Annotated in this window: 23 protein-coding genes; 8 read left to right on the top strand and 15 right to left on the bottom strand. The window is 70.5% G+C overall.

Annotated features, from left to right (window positions below):
• The first annotated feature begins 1 nt into the window (after position 1).
• The gene (locus tag ACWCP8_RS00160) at positions 2-1,018 is read left to right on the top strand and encodes a PadR family transcriptional regulator (protein ID WP_352266423.1); all 1,017 of its coding nucleotides are present in this window, start codon (positions 2-4) and stop codon (positions 1,016-1,018) included.
• An 86-nt stretch (positions 1,019-1,104) separates the two neighbouring features.
• Here ACWCP8_RS00160 and ACWCP8_RS00165 read toward each other — a convergent pair whose 3' ends face one another.
• The 4 genes from ACWCP8_RS00165 to ACWCP8_RS00180 all read right to left on the bottom strand — a co-directional run bounded on the left by ACWCP8_RS00165 (position 1,105) and on the right by ACWCP8_RS00180 (position 4,679).
• The gene (locus ACWCP8_RS00165; RefSeq protein ID WP_352266422.1) at positions 1,105-1,683 is read right to left on the bottom strand and encodes a Clp protease N-terminal domain-containing protein; all 579 of its coding nucleotides are present in this window, start codon (positions 1,681-1,683) and stop codon (positions 1,105-1,107) included.
• Positions 1,683-1,892 (bottom strand): sigma factor-like helix-turn-helix DNA-binding protein, encoded by a 210-nt coding sequence (locus tag ACWCP8_RS00170; RefSeq protein WP_030915748.1) that lies wholly within the window; start codon positions 1,890-1,892, stop codon positions 1,683-1,685. The genes ACWCP8_RS00165 and ACWCP8_RS00170 overlap by 1 nt, the downstream gene beginning before the upstream one ends.
• Before the next feature lie 409 nt (positions 1,893-2,301).
• Positions 2,302-3,267, bottom strand: a complete 966-nt coding sequence (locus ACWCP8_RS00175; RefSeq protein WP_451113804.1) for a zinc-binding dehydrogenase — start codon at positions 3,265-3,267, stop codon at positions 2,302-2,304.
• A 200-nt stretch (positions 3,268-3,467) separates the two neighbouring features.
• Positions 3,468-4,679, bottom strand: a complete 1,212-nt coding sequence (locus ACWCP8_RS00180) for an NAD(P)-dependent malic enzyme (protein ID WP_352266421.1) — start codon at positions 4,677-4,679, stop codon at positions 3,468-3,470.
• Between the two features lie 523 nt (positions 4,680-5,202).
• On the opposite strand from ACWCP8_RS00180, the gene ACWCP8_RS00185 reads away from it, so the two are divergent.
• From ACWCP8_RS00185 to ACWCP8_RS00195, 3 genes are read left to right on the top strand one after another with little or no spacing between them, the layout of a single operon-like run.
• Positions 5,203-6,159, top strand: coding sequence for an ABC transporter substrate-binding protein (locus ACWCP8_RS00185; RefSeq protein WP_352266420.1), 957 nt, complete (start codon positions 5,203-5,205; stop codon positions 6,157-6,159).
• A 28-nt stretch (positions 6,160-6,187) separates the two neighbouring features.
• Positions 6,188-7,126, top strand: coding sequence for an amino acid ABC transporter permease (locus tag ACWCP8_RS00190; RefSeq protein ID WP_451113805.1), 939 nt, complete (start codon positions 6,188-6,190; stop codon positions 7,124-7,126).
• Between the two features lie 11 nt (positions 7,127-7,137).
• Positions 7,138-7,890 carry an amino acid ABC transporter ATP-binding protein gene (locus ACWCP8_RS00195; protein WP_352266458.1) on the top strand — a complete coding sequence of 251 codons (753 nt, stop codon included), beginning with the start codon at positions 7,138-7,140 and terminating at the stop codon, positions 7,888-7,890.
• A gap of 63 nt (positions 7,891-7,953) precedes the next feature.
• On the opposite strand, the gene ACWCP8_RS00200 is transcribed toward ACWCP8_RS00195, so the two are convergent.
• The 3 genes from ACWCP8_RS00200 to ACWCP8_RS00210 form a co-directional block, all read right to left on the bottom strand.
• Entirely contained in the window at positions 7,954-8,718 is a 765-nt protein-coding gene (locus ACWCP8_RS00200) for a hypothetical protein (protein ID WP_451113806.1), read from the bottom strand.
• Positions 8,715-9,203 carry a SigE family RNA polymerase sigma factor gene (locus ACWCP8_RS00205; protein WP_267001965.1) on the bottom strand — a complete coding sequence of 163 codons (489 nt, stop codon included), beginning with the start codon at positions 9,201-9,203 and terminating at the stop codon, positions 8,715-8,717. Before ACWCP8_RS00205 ends, ACWCP8_RS00200 begins: the two co-directional genes overlap by 4 nt.
• A gap of 145 nt (positions 9,204-9,348) precedes the next feature.
• Positions 9,349-10,110, bottom strand: coding sequence for a class I SAM-dependent methyltransferase (locus ACWCP8_RS00210; protein ID WP_352266418.1), 762 nt, complete (start codon positions 10,108-10,110; stop codon positions 9,349-9,351).
• A 93-nt stretch (positions 10,111-10,203) separates the two neighbouring features.
• Here ACWCP8_RS00210 and ACWCP8_RS00215 point away from each other — a divergent pair, with 93 nt between their 5' ends.
• Positions 10,204-10,833 (top strand): CGNR zinc finger domain-containing protein, encoded by a 630-nt coding sequence (locus ACWCP8_RS00215; protein ID WP_352266417.1) that lies wholly within the window; start codon positions 10,204-10,206, stop codon positions 10,831-10,833.
• On the opposite strand, the gene sodX is transcribed toward ACWCP8_RS00215, so the two are convergent.
• Positions 10,737-11,183, bottom strand: a complete 447-nt coding sequence (gene sodX, locus ACWCP8_RS00220; RefSeq protein WP_352266416.1) for a nickel-type superoxide dismutase maturation protease — start codon at positions 11,181-11,183, stop codon at positions 10,737-10,739. The genes ACWCP8_RS00215 and sodX overlap by 97 nt on opposite strands.
• A 178-nt stretch (positions 11,184-11,361) precedes the next feature.
• Here sodX and sodN point away from each other — a divergent pair, with 178 nt between their 5' ends.
• Positions 11,362-11,757, top strand: a complete 396-nt coding sequence (gene sodN, locus ACWCP8_RS00225) for a superoxide dismutase, Ni (RefSeq protein WP_267001973.1) — start codon at positions 11,362-11,364, stop codon at positions 11,755-11,757.
• 115 nt (positions 11,758-11,872) lie between these two features.
• Here sodN and ACWCP8_RS00230 read toward each other — a convergent pair whose 3' ends face one another.
• Positions 11,873-13,360 carry an MFS transporter gene (locus ACWCP8_RS00230; protein WP_451113807.1) on the bottom strand — a complete coding sequence of 496 codons (1,488 nt, stop codon included), beginning with the start codon at positions 13,358-13,360 and terminating at the stop codon, positions 11,873-11,875.
• A gap of 101 nt (positions 13,361-13,461) precedes the next feature.
• On the opposite strand from ACWCP8_RS00230, the gene ACWCP8_RS00235 reads away from it, so the two are divergent.
• Positions 13,462-14,073, top strand: a complete 612-nt coding sequence (locus ACWCP8_RS00235) for a TetR/AcrR family transcriptional regulator (protein WP_352266415.1) — start codon at positions 13,462-13,464, stop codon at positions 14,071-14,073.
• Between the two features lie 54 nt (positions 14,074-14,127).
• On the opposite strand, the gene ACWCP8_RS00240 is transcribed toward ACWCP8_RS00235, so the two are convergent.
• The 4 genes from ACWCP8_RS00240 to ACWCP8_RS00255 all read right to left on the bottom strand — a co-directional run bounded on the left by ACWCP8_RS00240 (position 14,128) and on the right by ACWCP8_RS00255 (position 17,335).
• The gene (locus ACWCP8_RS00240) at positions 14,128-14,745 is read right to left on the bottom strand and encodes a nucleotidyltransferase domain-containing protein (RefSeq protein WP_451113808.1); all 618 of its coding nucleotides are present in this window, start codon (positions 14,743-14,745) and stop codon (positions 14,128-14,130) included.
• A gap of 127 nt (positions 14,746-14,872) precedes the next feature.
• A complete protein-coding gene (locus ACWCP8_RS00245; RefSeq protein ID WP_451113809.1) occupies positions 14,873-15,811 on the bottom strand; it encodes an NAD(P)H-binding protein in 939 nt (312 codons plus the stop codon).
• Positions 15,808-16,173, bottom strand: coding sequence for a DUF952 domain-containing protein (locus ACWCP8_RS00250; protein WP_451113810.1), 366 nt, complete (start codon positions 16,171-16,173; stop codon positions 15,808-15,810). Before ACWCP8_RS00250 ends, ACWCP8_RS00245 begins: the two co-directional genes overlap by 4 nt.
• 163 nt (positions 16,174-16,336) lie before the next feature.
• Positions 16,337-17,335 (bottom strand): NAD-dependent epimerase/dehydratase family protein, encoded by a 999-nt coding sequence (locus ACWCP8_RS00255; RefSeq protein WP_451113811.1) that lies wholly within the window; start codon positions 17,333-17,335, stop codon positions 16,337-16,339.
• A gap of 227 nt (positions 17,336-17,562) precedes the next feature.
• On the opposite strand from ACWCP8_RS00255, the gene ACWCP8_RS00260 reads away from it, so the two are divergent.
• Positions 17,563-18,018 (top strand): group II truncated hemoglobin, encoded by a 456-nt coding sequence (locus ACWCP8_RS00260; protein WP_451113812.1) that lies wholly within the window; start codon positions 17,563-17,565, stop codon positions 18,016-18,018.
• 114 nt (positions 18,019-18,132) lie between these two features.
• Here ACWCP8_RS00260 and ACWCP8_RS00265 read toward each other — a convergent pair whose 3' ends face one another.
• Entirely contained in the window at positions 18,133-18,804 is a 672-nt protein-coding gene (locus ACWCP8_RS00265; RefSeq protein WP_326627363.1) for a DUF6304 family protein, read from the bottom strand.
• 83 nt (positions 18,805-18,887) lie between these two features.
• Entirely contained in the window at positions 18,888-19,484 is a 597-nt protein-coding gene (locus ACWCP8_RS00270) for a GNAT family N-acetyltransferase (protein ID WP_355995188.1), read from the bottom strand.
• Between the last annotated feature and the right edge of the window lie 13 nt (positions 19,485-19,497).

Here is a 19,497-nt window from a genome sequence, read left to right on the forward strand (position 1 = left end):
CATGCCCCCCGTATTCGCCCATGGGCGCCTGCGCCTCTATCTGCTGAAGCTCCTGGACGAGGCCCCCCGCCACGGCTACGAGGTGATCCGGCTCCTGGAGGAACGCTTCCAGGGTCTGTACGCACCATCGGCCGGCACGGTCTATCCGCGACTGGCCAAGCTGGAGGCCGAGGGCCTGGTCACGCATGCCACCGAGGGCGGTCGCAAGGTCTACTCGATCACCGACGCGGGCCGCACCGAACTGGCGGGCCGCACCGGCGAACTGGCCGATCTGGAGCTGGAGATCCGCGAATCGGTCTCCGAACTGGCCGCCGAGATGCGGGACGACGTGCGCGGCGCGGCGGGAAAACTGCGCAGCGAGATGCGGGCTGCGGCCGGCGAGAACCGGCACACGTCCGCCGCCGGGGCCGGCGCGAAGGGCGAACAGGGATCCCCGTTCGGCGACTTCGGCGACTTCGGCGACAACGAGGCGTGGCGCACCGCCAAGGAGGAGCTGCGCAAGGCCAGGCAGGAGTGGAAGGAACAGGCCCGCCGGGCGAAGGACGAGTCGCGTCGCGCCCGCGAGGAGGCCCAGCAGGCCCGCCGCCAGGCCAAGGAGGCCCAGGACAGGGCGCGCGAGCAGATGCAGAACGCGGCCCGGCAGGTCCAGGAGCACTTCGCCCGGGGCGACTGGCCCACCGGCGTACGGGAAGGCCTGGCGGAGATCACCGGCCGCCTCGGCGGCTTCGCCGCGACGGGCAGCTGGCCCCCGTACATCAAGCCGGACCCGGCCGACGCGGACCCCGAATGGGGCAAGGACACGGCCGGCACGGGCGACCCGGCCCGCGATCTGGACCGCCTGCTGGACCGTTTCCGCGACGACATCCGCGACGCGGCCCGGGACCGGGGCGTCACGGAGGCTCAGCTGACCGAGGCCCGCCGCCATCTGTCGACGGCGGCAGCCCACATAGGCGCACTGCTGCGGAAGGACACCGGCACCAAGGGCACCGACACCGAGGGCCCGGACGCCTCCCGGTGAGCGGGACGAGGTGACATGCCGCACGGGTCATGCCACCTCGTGATCAGCCACACCCGCCGGAGGGGGCCCCAGCCACCGCCCGCCCCTCAGCTCGCCTCGGCCTGCCCCTCCGCTCCCCCGTCCCCGTAGAGCGCACGCGTCACCGTCTCGTGCGTCGCCCCGTGTTCCGCCAGCACATCGGCGACCACACCGGGGATGACGGTGAACGCCAGCAGGATGTGTTCCTCGCCGATGAACCGGTCGCCGCGCCCGAGCGCGATCCGCAGTGACTTCTCCAGGACGGTCTTCGCGCCACGGTTGAAGGGCGGTCGCCCTGACCGCCCCCGGCGGTCCTTCCGGTCGCCCGCCAGCGCACCCTCGCCGTGGGCGCCCTCGATCCGGGCGACGATCTCCGTCACGTCGATGCCGATACCGGCGAGTGCGTCCGTATCGGCCTTCGTCAGGCCGCCCCGGCGGGCCGCGTCGGCGAGCGCCGCCTGCACCGATGCGCGACGGTCGGTGAGGCCGAGCGCGGTGGCGGCGAAGGAGGCCCGGCTGCTGCCCGGCCGATCCAACAGGGCGAGCAGCATGTGCTCCTCGGTGACGGAGCGGGAGCCCGTCCTTCGGGCCTGGTCCACGGCTCCGGTCACAACGGCGCGGGCATCGGCAGTGAATCGTTCGAACATCAATTCCTCCCGTACTTCTTGTGCACGGCCTGTCGGCTGACGCCCAGTTCGGCGGCGATCTCCTGCCACGACCAGCCCTGGACGCGGGCACTTCTGACTTGGACGGCTTCGAGCTGCTCCAGCAGCCGCCGCAGCGCGACGACGGCCCGCAGCCCGACGCGCGGGTCACGATCGCCCGCACGTGCGGCAAGATCCGTTGCTTCGGTCATGATGTCAACTTACGTTGACAAGGCGCTCTTGTCAACCACGATTGACAAGAGCGGCGACGACTCGCCCCGGAAGACCAGCGGCCGGGCGAAGCCGGACCCCTTGGCGTGCAGACGGCGGAGGCGCTTCTCGATGAGAGTTGACTGTCAGCGCAGGGGCACCGCGGTCCGCCTCGCCCTCGACGCTCCGGCCGCGGCAGGGAGAGGGTCCGGGCGTGGGCGTCGTTCAGCCGCCAAATGCCGGGCGGCCGCGGATCACCGACGGAGACGCGCGTGGGCGGCGGGGGCGAGGGCCCCCGCCGTCGGCACGGTCGAAGTGACAACCGCCATGGGTGCACTGTCCATACGCACGACGCAGATCCCACAGCGGAACTGACGCACCATCAAGGGCGCGTCGGAAGGGCGGGCGGACTCAGGAGGCGGTGAGCACGATCTTCCCGAACTGGTCGCCCGCGGCGAGTCGTTCGAACCCCTCACGAGCCCGGTCCAACGGCAGCACCTCGTCGATGACGGGCCGCACACCGGTCGTCGCACAGAACGCCAGCAGGTCCTCCAGCTCGTCCTTGGACCCCATCGTCGAACCGACGACCTTCAGCTCCAGGAAGAAGATCCGGGTCAGCTCGGCGTGCGAGGGACGGTCGCCGCTGGTCGCACCGGAGATGACCAGGGTGCCGCCGGGGCGCAGCGACTTCACCGAGTGCGACCAGGTTGCGGCGCCGACGGTCTCGATGACGGCGTCGACACGCTGCGGCAGCCGCGCGCCCGGCTCGTACACCTCGATCGCACCGAGCTCGACGGCCCGCTTGCGCTTGGCCTCATCGCGACTGGTTGCGTAGACCCGAAGGCCTGCGGCGCGACCGAGGACGATCGCGGCGGTAGCGACACCGCCGCCCGCGCCCTGCACGAGAACCGAGTCCCCGGGCCGGACCCCGGCATTGGTGAACAGCATCCGGTACGCGGTGAGCCAGGCGGTCGGCAGACAGGCGGCCTGCTCGAACGTGAGCTCCTTCGGCTTGGGCAGCACGTTCCAGCTGGGGACGGTGACCTGCTCGGCGAAGGTGCCCTGGTAGCGCTCGGTGAGGATGGAGCGGGGCTCCTTCGGGCCGACACCGTGCCCGGTCTGGCCGATGACGGAGTGCAGGACGACCTCGTTGCCGTCCTCGTCGATGCCGGCGGCGTCACAGCCGAGGATCATCGGCAGCTTGTCCTCGGCGAGGCCGACACCACGGAGCGACCAGAGGTCGTGATGGTTGAGGGAGGCGGCGCGGACGTTCACGGTGGTCCAGCCGGAACGCGCCTCGGGGGCGGGGCGCTCGCCCAGCTCAAGGCCGTTGAGGGGCTGGTCGCGGTCGATGCGGGATGCGTAGGCGGCGAACATGGCCTTGACGATAGGCCGGGGGGCGCGCCGACGTAACCGATCACGGGTGTGACGCGTACCGCGCGTGCGGGTCGCCTGCGCCGGACCTTCGGAGTCGGAGATCCGGCCTCGCCGGCGTCCGGGGCCATGCCCCGGTTACGGAAGGGGGCGAGGTCGGGGAACGGGCCCCACAAGCACCCGGCCCCGCCCCGCCCCGAACCTCAGCGTCGCGCCACGCCCTCCGCGCGCGCCGCCGCGGCAACCGCCGCTGTCACGGCCGGAGCGACCCGCTCGTCGAACGGTGACGGAATCACGTAGTCCGCGGCCAGCTCGTCACCCACGACATCCGCCAGCGCGTTCGCGGCGGCAATCTTCATGCCCTCCGTGATCCGGGACGCCCGCACCTGCAGCGCCCCCGCGAAGATGCCCGGGAAGGCCAGCACGTTATTGATCTGGTTCGGGTAGTCGGAGCGTCCCGTCGCCACCACGGCCGCGTACTTGTGCGCGATGTCGGGGTGGACCTCCGGGTCCGGATTGGCCATGGCGAAGACGAACGCACCGGGCGCCATCGACGCGACCGCCGACTCCGGCACCGTACCGCCGGACACACCGATGAAGACGTCCGCGCCGACCAGGGCGGTCTCCAGCGGGCCGGAGATGCCGGCCCTGTTGGTGAGCTCCGCGAGCTCGCGCTTGACGTCCGTCAGGTCCTCACGGTCCCGGCTGACGATGCCCTTGCGGTCGGCCACGGCGACGTCCCCGAGCCCCGCCTCCAGCAGGAACTTCGCGATGGCGACTCCGGCCGCACCGGCGCCGGAGATGACACCGCGCAGGTCGCCGAGGGTCCGCCCGGACAGCTTCGCGGCGTTGCGCAGGGCCGCCAGCGTCACGACGGCGGTGCCGTGCTGGTCGTCGTGGAAGACCGGGATGTCGAGCCGCTCCTTGAGCTTGCGCTCGATCTCGAAGCAACGGGGCGCCGAGATGTCCTCCAGGTTCACCCCTCCGAAGGACGGCGCGAGGCGGACGACCGTCTCGACGATCTCGTCCGCGTCGGTGGTCGCGAGCGCGATCGGCACGGCGTCGACGCCGCCGAACTGCTTGAAGAGGATCGCCTTGCCCTCCATCACCGGGAGGGACGCCTCGGGGCCGATGTCGCCCAGTCCGAGCACCGCGGTGCCGTCCGTCACGACGGCGACGACCTGCGACTTCCAGGTGTAGTCGTGGACCAGCTCGGGGTTCGCGGCGATGGCGCTGCACACCTTGGCGACGCCGGGCGTGTACGCGAGGGACAGGTCGTCCTTGTCCCGGATGGGGACGGTGGACTGCACGGCCATCTTCCCGCCGCGGTGAAGCGCGAAGGCCGGATCGAACGGCTCGTCGGTGGCGCTGTCGGTGTTGCTGTCGCTGCGAGGATTGACGATCTCCGCTGCCATGGTGTTGACCCCTTAAGTCTTCAAGGTTTGAGGGTGGCCACTCCTGATTGAGGAGGGGTGGGCGGGCACCGCGTACGTTCCCTGCGCCGGGCGGTTGGCCCGCCCCGGCAGGGGGAGGTACGTACGCGCGGGCGCGCCGCACACGCGCCCTGGGCCCCGGATGAGGGGTGTAAACGTCTTTCTTACCGGACGGACCGCTTCACGGACGAGTCCGTATCGACTCGGTGACGTGCCTCATAGTCGAATATCTGGACAAGCCCGCCAACATGCGAAATATAGGCCGACATGTGAGACGCGCCGAAGATTCTCCGGCCGGAAGAAGGAAACCCCACAGAAGGTCCAGCCTTGATGTACCGGCCTCTTGGGGGTCGGGGATCGCCCGTTACCCGATTTTGACATGGCTGGCGCCCCGAATGGGCTAGTCCGAATGGCAAGATGCCGTAATCAGACGAGGCGGCGACATCCGACGATGTGTGCCATACCGCCTGGCAACTCGACCCTCACCTGCCGGAGGAACCCGATCATGACCGCACGCACCACTCGTCGTACGACCGCGAAGTCCCGGATTGCTGCGGTCGGCGCCATCGCGGTCGCCGGCACCATGCTGCTGACCGCCTGCGGCGACCAGACGAACTCGGACACCACGAAGACGGAGGGCGGCACCAAGAGCACCGCTCCGCTCTTCGACAAGCTGCCTGCGGACATCCAGAAGGCCGGTGTCATCAAGGTCGGCACGGACGCCACGTACGCTCCGATGGAGTTCAAGCAGGGCGACAAGATCGTCGGTGTCGACCCCGACATCGCCGCGGCCCTCGGCAAGCAGCTCGGTGTGAAGATCGAGTTCACCTCGGGAACCTTCGACACCCTGCTCGGCGCTCTGCCCACCGGCCGCTACAACGCCGTCATGTCCGCCATGAGCGACACCAAGGCCCGCCAGGAGGGTCTGGACGACAAGGGCAAGAAGACCGGCACCGGTGTCGACTTCGTCGACTACTTCACCGCCAGCACCGGCATCCTGGTGAAGAAGGGCAACCCGGAAGGCATCAAGTCGGTCGACGACCTCTGCGGCAAGAAGCTCGCTGTCCAGCGCGGCACGACGTACGAGAAGGCCGCCAAGGACCTGTCGGCCAAGTGCGTCACGGACGGCAAGAAGAAGATCTCGATCGAGGCCTTCTCCAGCGACGCCGAGGCCCAGACCCGCGTCAAGTCCGGCGGCGCCGTCGCCGACCTGAACGACTCCCCGGTCGCCGCCTACATCGCCAAGACTGCGGGCGGCGGCAACGACTTCGAGGCCGTCGCCAACAAGTCGGACGCCGGACCGTTCGGTATCGCGGTGGACAAGAAGAACACGCAGCTCCGCGACGCCCTCAAGACCGCCCTGGACGCGATCATCGCCGACGGGACCTACAAGGCCGCTCTCGACAAGTGGGGCGCCGCCGACGGTGCCGTCACCGCAGCTGCCGTCAACGGCGGCAAGTGAACCACGCACCGGCTGAAGGGCAGTCGTTGTGAACGACAAGATCGACAAGGTTCCGTCCGGGGCGGCCCCCGCCCCGGACCGGATCACCCCCGTGGCGAACAAGGCGATCCCGGTACGTCACGTCGGACGCTGGATCAGCGGGCTGGTCGTGGTCGCCGTCCTTGCGGCCCTCGGGTACGCCTTCTCGCAGGGCAATGTGCGCTGGGCGACCGTGCCGGAGAAGCTGTTCGACTCCAGCATCCTCACCGGCCTGTGGCACACCATCCTGATCAGCGTGGCCTCCATGGTCCTCGGCCTGGTGCTCGGCGTGGTCTTCGCCGTGATGCGTCTGTCCAAGAACCCGGTGACCGGCTGGGTGGCCTGGCTGTACATCTGGTTCTTCCGCGGCACTCCGGTCTATGTGCAGCTGCTGATCTGGTTCAACCTCGCCCTGATCTTCCCGATCTTCGACATCGGGTTCTACCGGGACGAGATGACCGATGTCATGACCCCCTTCCTGGCCGCCCTGCTGGGGCTCGGTCTCAATGAGGGCGCGTACATGGCGGAGATCGTCCGGGCCGGCATCCAGTCCGTCGACGAAGGCCAGACCGAGGCGTCCCACGCACTGGGCATGACGCAGGCGAAGACCATGCGGCGAGTGGTGCTCCCGCAGGCGATGCGGGTGATCATCCCGCCGACGGGCAACGAGTTCATCAACATGCTCAAGACCTCGTCGCTGGTCGTGGCCGTGCAATACCAGGATCTGCTGCGCAGCGCACAGGACATCGCGTCCACCTCGTTCGCGGTGATGGAGATGCTCTTTGTCGCCTCGATCTGGTACCTGGCCCTGACCAGCGTGTTCAGCGTCGGCCAGTACTACCTGGAGCGCCGTTACGCCCGCGGGGCACTGCGCTCCCTGCCGCCCACCCCGCTGCAGCGTCTGCGGGCCAACCTGAACATGCTCCGCCGTTCGGAGGTGGCCAAGTGACCACACACCCCATGGTGAAGGCCGAGGGCGTCCACAAGTCCTTCGGCGCCGCGCACATCCTCAAGGGCATCGACCTGGAGGTCGCGCCGCGTGAGGTGTTCTGCCTGGTCGGTCCGTCCGGTTCCGGCAAGTCCACCTTCCTGCGGTGCATCAACCACCTGGAGAAGATCAACGCCGGGCGGCTGTCCGTGGACGGCGATCTGGTGGGCTACCGCGAGAAGGGCAACAAGCTCTACGAGCTCAAGGACAGCGAAGTGGCGGCCAAGCGCCGCGACATCGGCATGGTCTTCCAGCGCTTCAACCTCTTCCCGCACATGACGGCCATCGAGAACGTCATGGAAGCGCCGATTCAGGTCAAGGGCGAGGCGAAGGCCGTCGCCCGGGCCCGCGCGGAGCGGCTCCTGGACCGGGTCGGCCTGGGCGACAAGGCGAAGAACTACCCGTCGCAGCTCTCCGGCGGCCAGCAGCAGCGGGTGGCCATCGCCCGCGCCCTGGCCATGGAGCCGAAGCTGATGCTCTTCGACGAGCCGACGTCGGCGCTCGACCCGGAGCTGGTCGGCGACGTCCTGGACGTCATGCGCGGTCTCGCGGAGGACGGCATGACGATGATCGTCGTGACCCACGAGATGGGCTTCGCCCGCGAGGTCGGCGATGCGCTGGTCTTCATGGACGACGGTGTGGTGGTCGAGTCGGGCCACCCGCGCGACGTACTGACCAACCCGCAGCACGACCGGACGAAGTCGTTCCTGTCAAAGGTGCTGTAGCAGTACGGGCATGACGAGAGGGCGGTACGGACGTGGAGTCCGTACCGCCCTTCTTCGTACCTGCTACTTCATCAGCAGCTCCGGACTGAGCATCAGTGCACGCAACTGGGCCCGGGTGAGCGGCGTCGATTTCAGCAGCGGGCCCTGCGACCGGTCGCTGGTGAAGCCGGTGCTGTCGCGGACGGCCAGCAGCCCGCCGTCCTTGAGGGTGAGCCGGGCGACTAGTTCGGACCCCCACCGAGGCGTGCCGTCGTAGTTCATCGCGTCGCTCCAGATGGTGAGGATCCGGCCGTCCGGTAGCTCCTCGCGTACGCAGTCGGCCGGCCGCGGCTCCCCGTTGGTCGGCTTGCAGATGTCTGCGGCCGGATCGAAACCGCCGAGCTTCTTGACGACACTCTTCGCGTCCATGGTGCCGATGACGAGGTACCCGACGCCGCCGTCCCTGCGGACGGAGTACTGCCCGTCCAGCGGCCCCACCGGATGCTCCTTCGCCTGCGCGGCGGTGGCGTGTTTGATGATCACGGCGAGGGAGACCTGCTCGACCGAGCCGACACCCTTGGGCAACAGCTTGACCAGCTGCTTCGCCCGGCCGCTGTGGCCGGCCGGCTCGGCGGGCCCACCCACCGAGGCGTTCTGCTGCTTCGTCTGTGCAGCGAGTCCCGGGACCGCGACCGCTCCGGCCGCGACGACGGCGAATGCGGCCGCGACAACCGTGGCCCGGCGCCGCCATCGCACCCTGGCGGCTCTGGCGTACACCACCTCGGTGCTGATGACCGGCTGCCCCGCGTGCTCGGCGGCCCGCCCCAGCAGCTCCCTGACGTCGTTCATACGAGTTCCTCCGCCATCTCGGCGCGCAGCGCCGCCAACCCCCGAGCCGTATGGCTCTTGACCGTGTTCTCCCGCATCCCGAGCAGCTCGGCCGTGGCCTCGACGCTCAGGTCCTCCCAGTAGCGCAGCACCAGCACGGCACGCTGTTTGGCCGTGAGCCGGGCGAGGGCCGCCCGCACCGCGAGGCCGGTGTCCGTGTCGGGCGAGTCGCCCGCGCGGTCGGGCAGTTCGCCGTACGCCTGCTCGCGCCGCCAGAAGCGGCGGCGGGCGGCGATGAAGGTGTTGACCAGGGTCTTGCGCGCGTACGCCTCGATGTTGTCGAGCCGTCCGTACCGCCGTCCGCCGAGGACGACCTTCACGAGTGTCGACTGGACCAGGTCCTCGGCCTCGTGCCGGTCGCCGCAGAGCAGATAGGCGCTGCGGAACAGTGCCGTACGCCTGCCTTCGACGAAGGCGTGCAGCGCGGCATCGTCATCGATCCGCATCGTCGACGCCCCTTCCCGGGTCCGCGGGTGCGGACCGTCTCACCCTTCCAGTGCGCCGGGGTGCGCGGCGGGTTGCAGAGGTCGGACAGAAAGTCGGGGCGGTACGGACCGGAGTCCGTACCGCCCCGACGAGGGCATGCTGCCGCTACCTCACGGCGAGTACCAGGGCGTCCGAGGGCGAGGCCCAGACGGCCCGCGCCTCGCCGAAGCCCGCGGCGCGCAGCGTCTCTGCGTGCCACTGGGCGGACGGCATGTCGCCGTCCGCATGCTCGCCGTAGATCTTGTACCGTTCGGCGGTCGGTACGGCGAGGACCGGGTCCTCGGCGGCGAGGGCCCACCAGTCCGCCCAGTCGAGGGTGCCCGCGGCCTTGGCGCGGTCCATGGCGGCGTGCCGGTGGGCGCGTTCGGCCGCGTTGATCCGGGGGGTCGTGGTGTCGATCATGCGGTCGGCATTCATGAACACCCCGCCGTCCCGGACGAGCCCGGCGAGCTGCCCGTAGAGCGTGGTGAGCGGTTCGCTGTGCAGCCAGTGCAGGGCGGTGGCGGTGAGGACGGCGTCGTACGTGTCGTGCGGCAGCCGCTCCACCCACTCCGGGTCCTTGAGATCGGCGGTGACGAAGGTGGCGCGCTCGTCGCCGGCGAAGGAACCGCGGGCGATGGCGAGCAGCGCGGGGTCGAGGTCGACGCCGGTACTGGTGGCCTCGGGGAACCGCTTGAGCAGCCGGTCCGTAATACTTCCCGTACCGCACGCGAGGTCGAGCACCCGTGGTTCGGGCCCCACCACGGCCTCGACCATGTCCAGCATCACCCGGAACCGCTCCTCGCGGTCGGGCATGTACCACTCCTGCTGCCGGTCCCAGCTCTGCTGCCAGGCCTGCCAGTCGGTGCCCGCTGCTGTCTCCGTCACAAGTATCCCTCCAATGTAATACCCTGAATCTGCAACCGCCTATTACTCCGATCGCCGCACGACGACCCTAGACCGACCCGGTAAGGACTACAAGTGGAACTGGCCTATTACTCGGACTATGCGGTGCGCCTGATCAACACCGAGGAGCCGGCCCGCAACAAGGACGTCCTCACCTCCGTCGAGGCGGTCCGCGAGCTGTTCGGCGCCAACGCGCAGGCTGCGAGGCGCGCCACCGACGCGGATGTGACCCGCTTCCGGTCGGTACGGGCACGGCTGCGCGCCGTCTTCGAAGCGGCCGACAGCGGCGACGAGACGCTCGCCGTCGACCTGCTGAACTCGCTGCTGCTGGAGTTCCCGGTCAGCCCGCAGATCTCCGGCCACGACACCCGTGACGAGGACGGCAAACCGGACTGGCACATGCACCTGGCCGACCACCCGTCGAACGCGACGGCCGGATACGCCGCCATCGCGGCGATGGGGCTCGCCTTCCACCTCACGTCGTACGGCGTGGACCGGCTCGGCCTGTGCGAGGCGGCGCCGTGCCGCAACGCGTATCTCGACACCTCGACCAACCGGTCCCGCCGCTACTGCTCGGACCGCTGCGCGACCCGCGCCAATGTGGCCGCCTACCGGGCCCGCAAACGTCTGGAGGCGGAGCGCACGGCCGACACCGGCCGCAGCGTGGTCACCGCCCAGCCCAGCACCCCGAGCACCGACTTCTGATCCTTCCTCAGCGGCCGGTAGCGGACCCGGACCCTGGCCAGCACCAGCTCCTCGGGCACCGTCCCGTAATCCGTGCTGTCCCCGCCCGCGAACGTGTTGTCGCCCAGCACCCACCAGCCGCCCGCACGGCGCTCGACGGCCCGTTTGACGACCAACAGGTCCTGCTGGAACGGATGGCGCAGAATCACCACATCACCCGGGCGCACCGGCGCCCCGTGCTGCACGAGCAGCCAGTCCCCGTGGTGGAGCGTGGGCACCATCGAAGGCCCCGTCACCTCCACCACCTGGAACGGCACTCGCGCCGCCAGCCCGCGCGTGGGCTCCTGTGTCAGCTCCGGCCCCTCCGGCATTTCCGGCACCTCCCCGGTCCGTTCAGTACACCGTCCCGCATACCGTTCCGTACATTCGGCCACTGGCCCCATCCTCACCCCGGACTTTTGGCCTAAGCCCATGGGGGCACCCACAAAAACGCGTCCCTCACGGAGTAATGTCCCACCTGAGAAGACGATCACGAGGAAGGACAGCTCAATGCTTTCCCGCCTGTTTGCCCCCAAGGTGAAGGTCAGCGCCCACTGCGACCTGCCCTGCGGCGTGTACGACCCGGCCCAGGCCCGCATCGAGGCCGAGTCCGTCAAGGCCGTCCAGGAAAAGTTCCAGGCCAACGAGGACCCGCACTTCCGGGCCCGCGCTGTGGTCATCAAGGAGCAGCGCGCCGAGCTCGCGAAGCACCACATCTCGGTGCTGTGGAGCGACTACTTCAAGCCGCCGCACTTCGAGAAGTACCCGGAGCTGCACCAGCTGGTCAACGACGCCCTGAAGGCGCTGTCGGCCGCGAAGGCCTCCACCGACCCGGCGACGGGTCAGAAGGCGCTGGACTACATCGCCGAGATCGACAAGATCTTCTGGGAGACCAAGAAGGCCTGATCGCCGCTTCCGAGCGGTTCGACCTGCCACGCAGGCCAAGGCAGCAAACAGAAGGGCCCGACCGGTCTTGCCGGTCGGGCCCTTCTGCAGTGCGGAGACCGCTCGGGAAAAAGGATCAGGGGGTGCGCCCCGCTCTCCCGAGGAAAGCCCCCGCGAGCAGCGAACCAGCCAGGACGAGCGCGGAGTTGACCAGGATTGCGACGCTGACCCCGGACAGGACGCCGTGGGGGCCGGTGTCGCCGAGTGCGGTCATCCGGGCGGCCGCGATCGCGCTCATGACCGGGATGCCCATGGTGATACCGACCTGCTGGGTCATCGTGGCGAGCCCGGTGGCCAGGCCCTGTTCAGCGTCGGGGAGGCCGGAGGTGGCGGTGACCATGAACCCGACGATCATCAGCATGTTGCCGATGCCACCGACGAACGTGGCCGCGAGCAGCAGCCAGATCCAGGCCCCCGACGCACCGAGCGCGGCCAGGGCGAGGGTGGCGGCGGCCTGGACGGCACCGCCGGTGACGATGGTCGTCCGGTTGCCGTAGCGGCCGACCGCTCGTCCGCCGAGCGTGCCGCCGATCACGGTGCCGATGCCCAGGACACCGAAGGCGAGCCCCGTGCTGAGGGGCGTGTAGCCGAGCACTTCCTGCAGGTAGAGGGTGAGCAGGAAGACGAGTGAAGTCTCGGTGACGAAGGCGATCAGTCCGGCGGTGTTGCCCCAGATGACGCTGCGCCGCTTCAGGATCCGTACGGGCACGAGCGGGGTGGCGGCCCGCTTCTCGACCGACCAGAAGGCGACGAGGAGGGCGACGCCCGCCAGAAGTGCGCCCAGAGTGGTGGGCGTGGTCCAGCCGGTCTCGCCCGCCCGGGTGAGTCCGAAGACCAGTGCGAGGAGTCCGCCGGTGACGGTCACGGCGCCGGGAATGTCCAGCTTCGGCCGCCCGGTGGGGCGTGAGTCGGTGATGACCGACGGGGCGAGGACGAGGACCAGGAGAGCGACGGGGGCGTTGATGAAGAAGGCCCAGCGCCAGGAGAGCAGGTCGGTCAGCAGCCCGCCGAGGACGGCCCCGGCGGTGAACCCGGCGGACATCAGGGCGCCGTTGAGGCCGAGGGCGCGTGCACGCAGCGGGCCTTCCTTGAAGGCGGTCGTCAGCAGGGCGAGTCCGGCCGGGGTGACGGCCGCGGTGGCAAGACCCTGCAACACCCGTGCCGCAAGGAGGACTTCGGGCGAGGTGGCGAGTCCGCCGAGGAGGGAGGCGGCGCCGAGCACGGCCATACCGCCCAGGAACAGCCGCTTGCGGCCGACAATGTCGGCCACGCGACCGAAGAGGAGCGTGAAGCCTGCGGCGGCGAGCGCGAAGGCGGTGGCGATCCACTGAAGGTTCGCGAGGGAGAAGCCGAGCCCCTCACCGACGGCCGGCAGCGCGACATTCAGGATCGAGAAGTCCACCGCGATCATGAACTGGGCGCCGAGGAGCAGGGCGAGGACGAGCTTCTGCCGCCCGGTCATGCGGACCTCGGACTGCGGGAAGGCGGTACCGGCGGCCGGGGTGGCGGCGGCGGTGACACCCCCGGCGACAGCCGGTGAAGGGGTCGTGCTGGGTACGGACATGGGTGCCCTTCCTCAGGCAGGCGTTTTAACGGTCCTGTAGTTCCGTTAAGATGGCGTCACCGTAACAGAGGAACTCCCTCTAATGAAACTGGAGACCCGTTATGACTTCCGATGGTGTGGAACCGGGCACCGTCCGGCCCGGTGGACGTACCGCCCGGGTACGGGAGTCCGTCCTGCGGGCGGCGGGGGACGCCCTGGCCGAACACGGCTTCGACGGCCTCGACCTCGCCGATGTCGCCCGTCGCGCAGAGGTCGGCAAGACGACCGTCTACCGGCGCTGGTCCACCACCACCGGCCTGATCGCCGACCTGCTCGACGACATGGCCGAGCAGTCCACCCCGCGTACGGACACGGGTTCGCTCATCGAGGACCTCAAGGCCAATGCGCGGCTCGTCGTGAAGACCCTGTCCGATCCGCGCCAGGGCGCCCTGTTCAAGTCGGTGATCGCCGCGGCGACATGCGACGCGCGCACGGCCGAGTCGCTGCACCGCTTCTACGCGATCCGCGTCGAGGAATGGGCGGCCTGCGTCACCCAGGCCCTGGAACGCGGGGAGTTGCCCGCAGGCACGGACCCCGGCGATGTGATCCGCGCCGTCTCGGCACCGCTCTACTACCGCCTGCTGGTCGGCGGCGGCCCGCTCGACACGGCGGCGGCCGACCGCGCGGCCGAGGCGGCAGCCGCGGCGGCACGGGCAGGGGTGTACGTGAGGTGAGGCGCCGCATGACGCGGTGCGCGGTGCACGGTGCGCGTCAGTCAGGGGCCGGCGTCACCGGTACCCGCGCAGACGTACCGCCCAAGGATGGTCGGCGCCGTACGCCAGGGTGAGGGTCTCGGTCAGCCAGGCACGTTGGTCGGCGGTCAGGACCCGCAGCGCCGTTGTGAAGTCCTCTTCGTCCTTGGGCCGCCGCGACTTCGCCTTGTACAGGAGCTGCACATGCAGGGCCAGGTACGGGATGCCGTCCTCCGAGACCCGGCCCAGCCGGTCGAGCGGGAGGCGGATGCGGGTGTCGCGGCGGAAGGCCCAGTCGGTGCCGTCCGCCTCGTCGAGCATGAGCTGGATGCGCCAGGGCTCGTCGGGGCCCGGCCGGCACCAGATGTCGTGGACCCCGTGCGGGAGGATCTCGCCCAGGAGCCACGGGCGCAGGGTGCCGGGCGGGTCGGCGGCCCACCACTCCCAGCCGGCGAGCACCTGCTGGGCGGTGAGCTGGTCGCGGCGGAGCAACGTGACGTCGATGTCGACGTGCTCTCGGAAGGCGTGGCCGACCGCCAGCTCGACCGCGTAGCCGCCCGCGATCCACCAGGGGGTGCGCAGCGGGGCGAAGCGGCGGGCGACCTCGGCGAGCGGGGCCGGGTCCCAGGGCCCCCAGGGGGTTTGTGTGCGCATGGCTGCCGTTCCGTCCCTTCGGTCCGGTCGGACCGCCGGCCCGCTCACCGCCGGCTCCCCGGTCGTCGGTACTCGGTCATCGGTCATCGGTCATCGGTCATCGGTCATCGGTCGTGCCGTCGGACGGTCAGTCCGCCTTCAGCAAGTGCCGGTAGCTGTCCGGATTCTCGCTCAGGTATGTGGCAAGGCTCTTCGCCGGGCGACCGGTGAGGCGCGTCACCGCGTCCGAGGCCGTGGACATCTCGCCGGCGGCGATGGCTTCGTACGACGTCACCCAGCCGGCGACCTCCCACTCCTCGGCGCCGTACTGCGCCCGTGAGGCGTAGGCCTCCTCCCGGGTCTCCGGGCGGTAGGTGATGGTGCGTCCGGTGGCCCGGCTCAGTTCCTCGGCCGCTTCGGCGAGGGTGAACGCCTCGGGTCCGGTGAGGTCGTACGTCACCCCGTCGTGGCGGGTGTCCTCGCTCTCGGTGTCGGCAAGCAGGACGGCGGTCGCCGCGTCCGCGATGTCCTCGTGCGCAACCGCCGCGACCCGGCCGTCACCGGCCGGGCCGCGCAGCACCCCGTCGGCCCCGGTCATCGCCGGGATACCCGCGAGGTACCAGCTGTCGCGCAGGAAGGTGTGGCGCACACCGGCGACGCGGATGTGCGCCTCGGTGTGCCAGTGGTCGCGGGCGAAGGTGAACGTGGCGTCCGGCGCGGCGCCGAGGAAGGACACGTACACGATGCGTTCGACATGGGCAGCGACCGCCGCGTCCACGGCGGTGGTGTGCTCGAGTACCCGGTCCGGGCTCTCGTGCGCCGAGACGAGGAACAGGGTGTGCGCGCCGGCAAGGGCCTGGCGCATCGCCTCCCCGTCACCGTAGGCGGCGGGCGGTGCGGCGACCGCGCCGGACAGGTCCGGCAGCCGGGACGGGTCGCGGCCGAGGAGCCGTACGGGGACACCGGCGCGCGCGAGCCGCTGTGCGACGCGGCCGCCGACCGCGCCGCTCGCACCGGTCACCGCGATGATCGGTGCATCCCGGACGGCGGTGCTGGGGCCGGGGTCGGTGGGGGGTGCGGTGTTCATGCGGGGCTGCCTTCCTTGCGCGGCCAGGGACGCACTTCCACGACCGCGTCGACCGGGACGGGACCGTAGATGTGCGGAAACTCCTCGCCGCCGGGCGCCAGGGCTTCGTACCGCACGGGTACCGAGAGCCGCGCGGGATCGATGACGAGTACCACCAGGTCCACCGGGCCCTCGGCACCGGCCGGGTTCTCGGAGCCGTACAGCATCTCGGCCACGCCGGGGAGCTGGTGGGGCGACGAGCAGTGGATGAAGCCCTCTTCGTGCAGAGTGCGGCCGCGGGTGGACATCTCGTACGTCCCCGTCCCGCGGGCCGCCTCCCACAAGGGGCGTTCGGTGAGGTGCTGCAGCAGTTCTTCGGCCATGGGGCCCAAACTAGCTGCGCAGACGGCTCCTTCGGGCCATCGGCGTGGCCGCCGATCCGGCCGTCGGCAGCGCCGCGATCCCGCCGACGATGTGCCGCGCCGGATGGGCCGGACGGGCCCCGGCGCGTGCGCCGCCTGCCCGGCAGCCGGCGTCTCTCCGCCCCTATTCCGTCAGCAGTTTCGCCTCGGTCCCGGGGTCCAGCCCCACCACCGGGCGGTCCGGCCGCTGCGGTGCCGCGCCGCCCAGCTCGGACAGCCAGTTCCAGGTGTCGGTGACCGTCTCCCCCACCGGCCGGCAGTGGAGTCCGGCCGCGCATGCCTTGCTGACGTCGCCGCGGTGCATGGTGTCGTGCAACTCTCCCGGCGGCAGCCAGACCGGCAGGTCGGTCCATGGCTCCACGCCCGCCGCGAGGATCTTCTCGGTGGCCGTCCAGCGCAGCACGGCGTCGGAGCCGGTGGCGCGTACACAGGCATCCAGCAGCTCGCCCATGGTGGCGTGCCCCGGGCGGCTGACCAGGTTGTACGGTCCGTGCAGGCAGCGATCCGCCGCGTCCAGCAGCCAGTTGGCGAGGTCGCGGGCGTCGATGTACTGGAGCGGGGTGTCCGGGGTGCCCGGGGCCATCACGGGTCCGCCGCGGGCGATCCGCCGCAGCCACCACGGCAGCCTGCCGATGTTCTCCCACGGGCCGAGTATCAGTCCGGCGCGGGCCAGCAGGGCGCGGTCGCCGAAGGCGTCGAGCGCGGCCAGTTCGCCACCGCGTTTGGCCAACGGGTACGAGACCTCCGCCCCGGCGTCCGGCGAGGCGCCGGTCACCAGCGGTCCGTCCTCGGGCAGTCCGGCCGGGGCCGGGTACGCGTACACCGAACGGCTGGAGACATACACGTACCGCCCGGCCCGGTCCGCGAGCAGCCGGGCCGCGTCCCGCACCGCCGAGGGCGCGCCGCTCCAGGTGTCGACGACCAGGTCCCAGCCGCCCTCCCCCGCGGCGGCGAGCGCTGCGAGGCCGTCGGCGGTGGTGCGGTCGCCGAACAGCTCTATGGTGCCCGGCGGGGGTGGGTGGTGGCCGCGGTGGAACACCGTGACGTGCCAGTCCCGCGCGAGCGCCGCCTCGGTGACGGCACGTCCGACGAATTCCGTACCGCCCAGGATCAGAAGCCTCATGGGCCGACTCTGCCCGCGGGCAGGGCGGTTGGGAACAGTTCCTCGCTCTGGGCGGAATCGGACACGCCGGTGGCCGCGGTACGCCGCAAGGAACCACGGCGGAACGGCTGAACCTGTGCCCCCGCTTGATCCGCCGGCAGCGAACGGTCCCGGCGGGCCGCTCCCCCTGATGGATGCTGGGCCCAGCGGCCCGGGGCGGACCGGGTCCAGCCATTGGAGGTAGACGCGTGAGCGAGCGTCCGGAAACGCTGTACAAGGCCATCGGCGGTATCGACGCACTGCGCCGGCTGAGCAGCACCTTCTACGACAGGACGCTGGCGGACCCGCTGCTCGCCCCTGTTTTCGCGGACTTCACTCCGACCCATATCGAACATGTCGCCGTGTGGCTGGCCGAGATCTTCGACGGGCCCACCGACTACACCGGGAAGCTCGGGGGCCATCAGTCCCTGTTGCGCTCCCATCTCGGGCTGTCGGTCACCGAGCCGCAGCGGCTGCGCTGGATGGAGCTGATGGCAGCCGCGGTCGACAAGGAACTGCCGGACGACGAGCTGCTGCGCCGCCGAGTGCTGGAGTACTTCGACTGGGGCACCAGGATCGCGCGCGACGTCTCGGCGTCCCCGGCCGGTGCGGACCTCGGTGATCCGGGGCCGACGCCGCGCTGGGGCTGGGAAGGCCTGCGCTGACGGCCGGCGCGCGCATGACCGGTGCGCGCCGACGCCCGGCGCGCATGACCGCTAGGCGCTGCCGGGTTCGGTACGGGCCGGGTTCAGCAGCTCGTCCTGTGTGTCCTCGGGCTCTCAGGCGAGTTCGAGCGGGAACGCGCCCCGGTGACCGGTGCCCGCACCCTCCGCCGGGCGGGCCTCGAACTCGCGGCAGCTCCAGATCTCCTGGACGAACCCGGTCCGCCGGTCCCACAGATCGAGCACATCGTCCTCGCCCGCCGCCCCGCGGTACGCGTCCTTCGCACCCCGGAAACAGGCAAGGCCGCCGGAGAGTCCCCGGTCGGTCGTCGCCGGGAAGTAGTCCGAGAACGCGCAGGCGATGCATGACTGCAGACGGACTCCGGGCGGGAGGGAGCGCTGGATCATGGCGAGTGCGGTGGCGAAGTCGCACTCGGCCCGGCGCGACCCGTAGACCGCGCCGCCGAAGTGCAGCTCCAGATGGAGATCGGCGTCCGGACGGCGCAGCGACAACAGGCAGCCGAGCGTGGCCTGGTGAACCGTGCCGTCCGCGACGACCGGAAGCGGCAGGTCCCACTCCAGCACGCAATCGGTGAGAGCGCCGTCCGCCAGGGCGAACATTCCGCTCTCCGGCGGCATGCCGGCCACCGGAGCGAGGTCGTCGAAGCTTTCGCCCTCGAAGTCGACGCCCCTGATCCGGATCCGGAGTTGCTGTCCATCGGTGGTGAGAATGACGGCCTCGGAACCTTGTCGGTCCCGGTACCACCCTGCCCATGACTCGTCTGTCATGGGCACGGACTGTAGCCCGTGCCCATCGCCGTCCCCCGGGCGCCCTCCACTTCGCCGTTGCGGGCGCCACGGGCGCCGTGACCTCAGCCGACCTGCGGCTCCCGCCACATGGGCCACATCGAGGGACCGTCCGGGAGTTCGACGGTCGTGCCCATGAAGGTAAAGCCCAGCCGTTCGTAGAGCCGGCGGCTGCGCGCGCTGCTCGCCTCCAGATAGGCGGGGACGCCGTCGCGGTCGCAGCGCTCCAGCACATCGGCGATCAGGGTCGCACCGATCCCCTCCCCCTGACGGTCCGGGGACACCCCGATCATGAGCAGATACTCATGGGCCCTGTCGTGCGGGTGGATCGCGCCCGTGAGCCTCCCCACCAGCTCGGCCCGCTCGTTGTCGGGGTCCGCGGTCGCGCGCATCAGGGCGGGGGTGGTGTCCTCCTCCGGGGGCGCGCCCGCGGGCACGGGCAGCCACAGGGCCACGGCCGTGCCGTCCTCCAGCAGGTCGATACGGCCTTCGGCGAGCGTGACGTCGACGAAGACGCCGAGGAACTTTCCGTGCACGGCCCGGCGGTGCGCCTCGTCCGGGAAGACCCAGCCGCTGACCGGGTCGTGGTGGAACGCCTCGTCCAGGAGCCGAACCACCTGTTCCCGGTCTTCCGCTTCCGCCTGCCGTATCCGTACGCCCATGTCCGGCTCCCGC

The organism is Streptomyces sp. NPDC002206, from assembly GCF_053593595.1.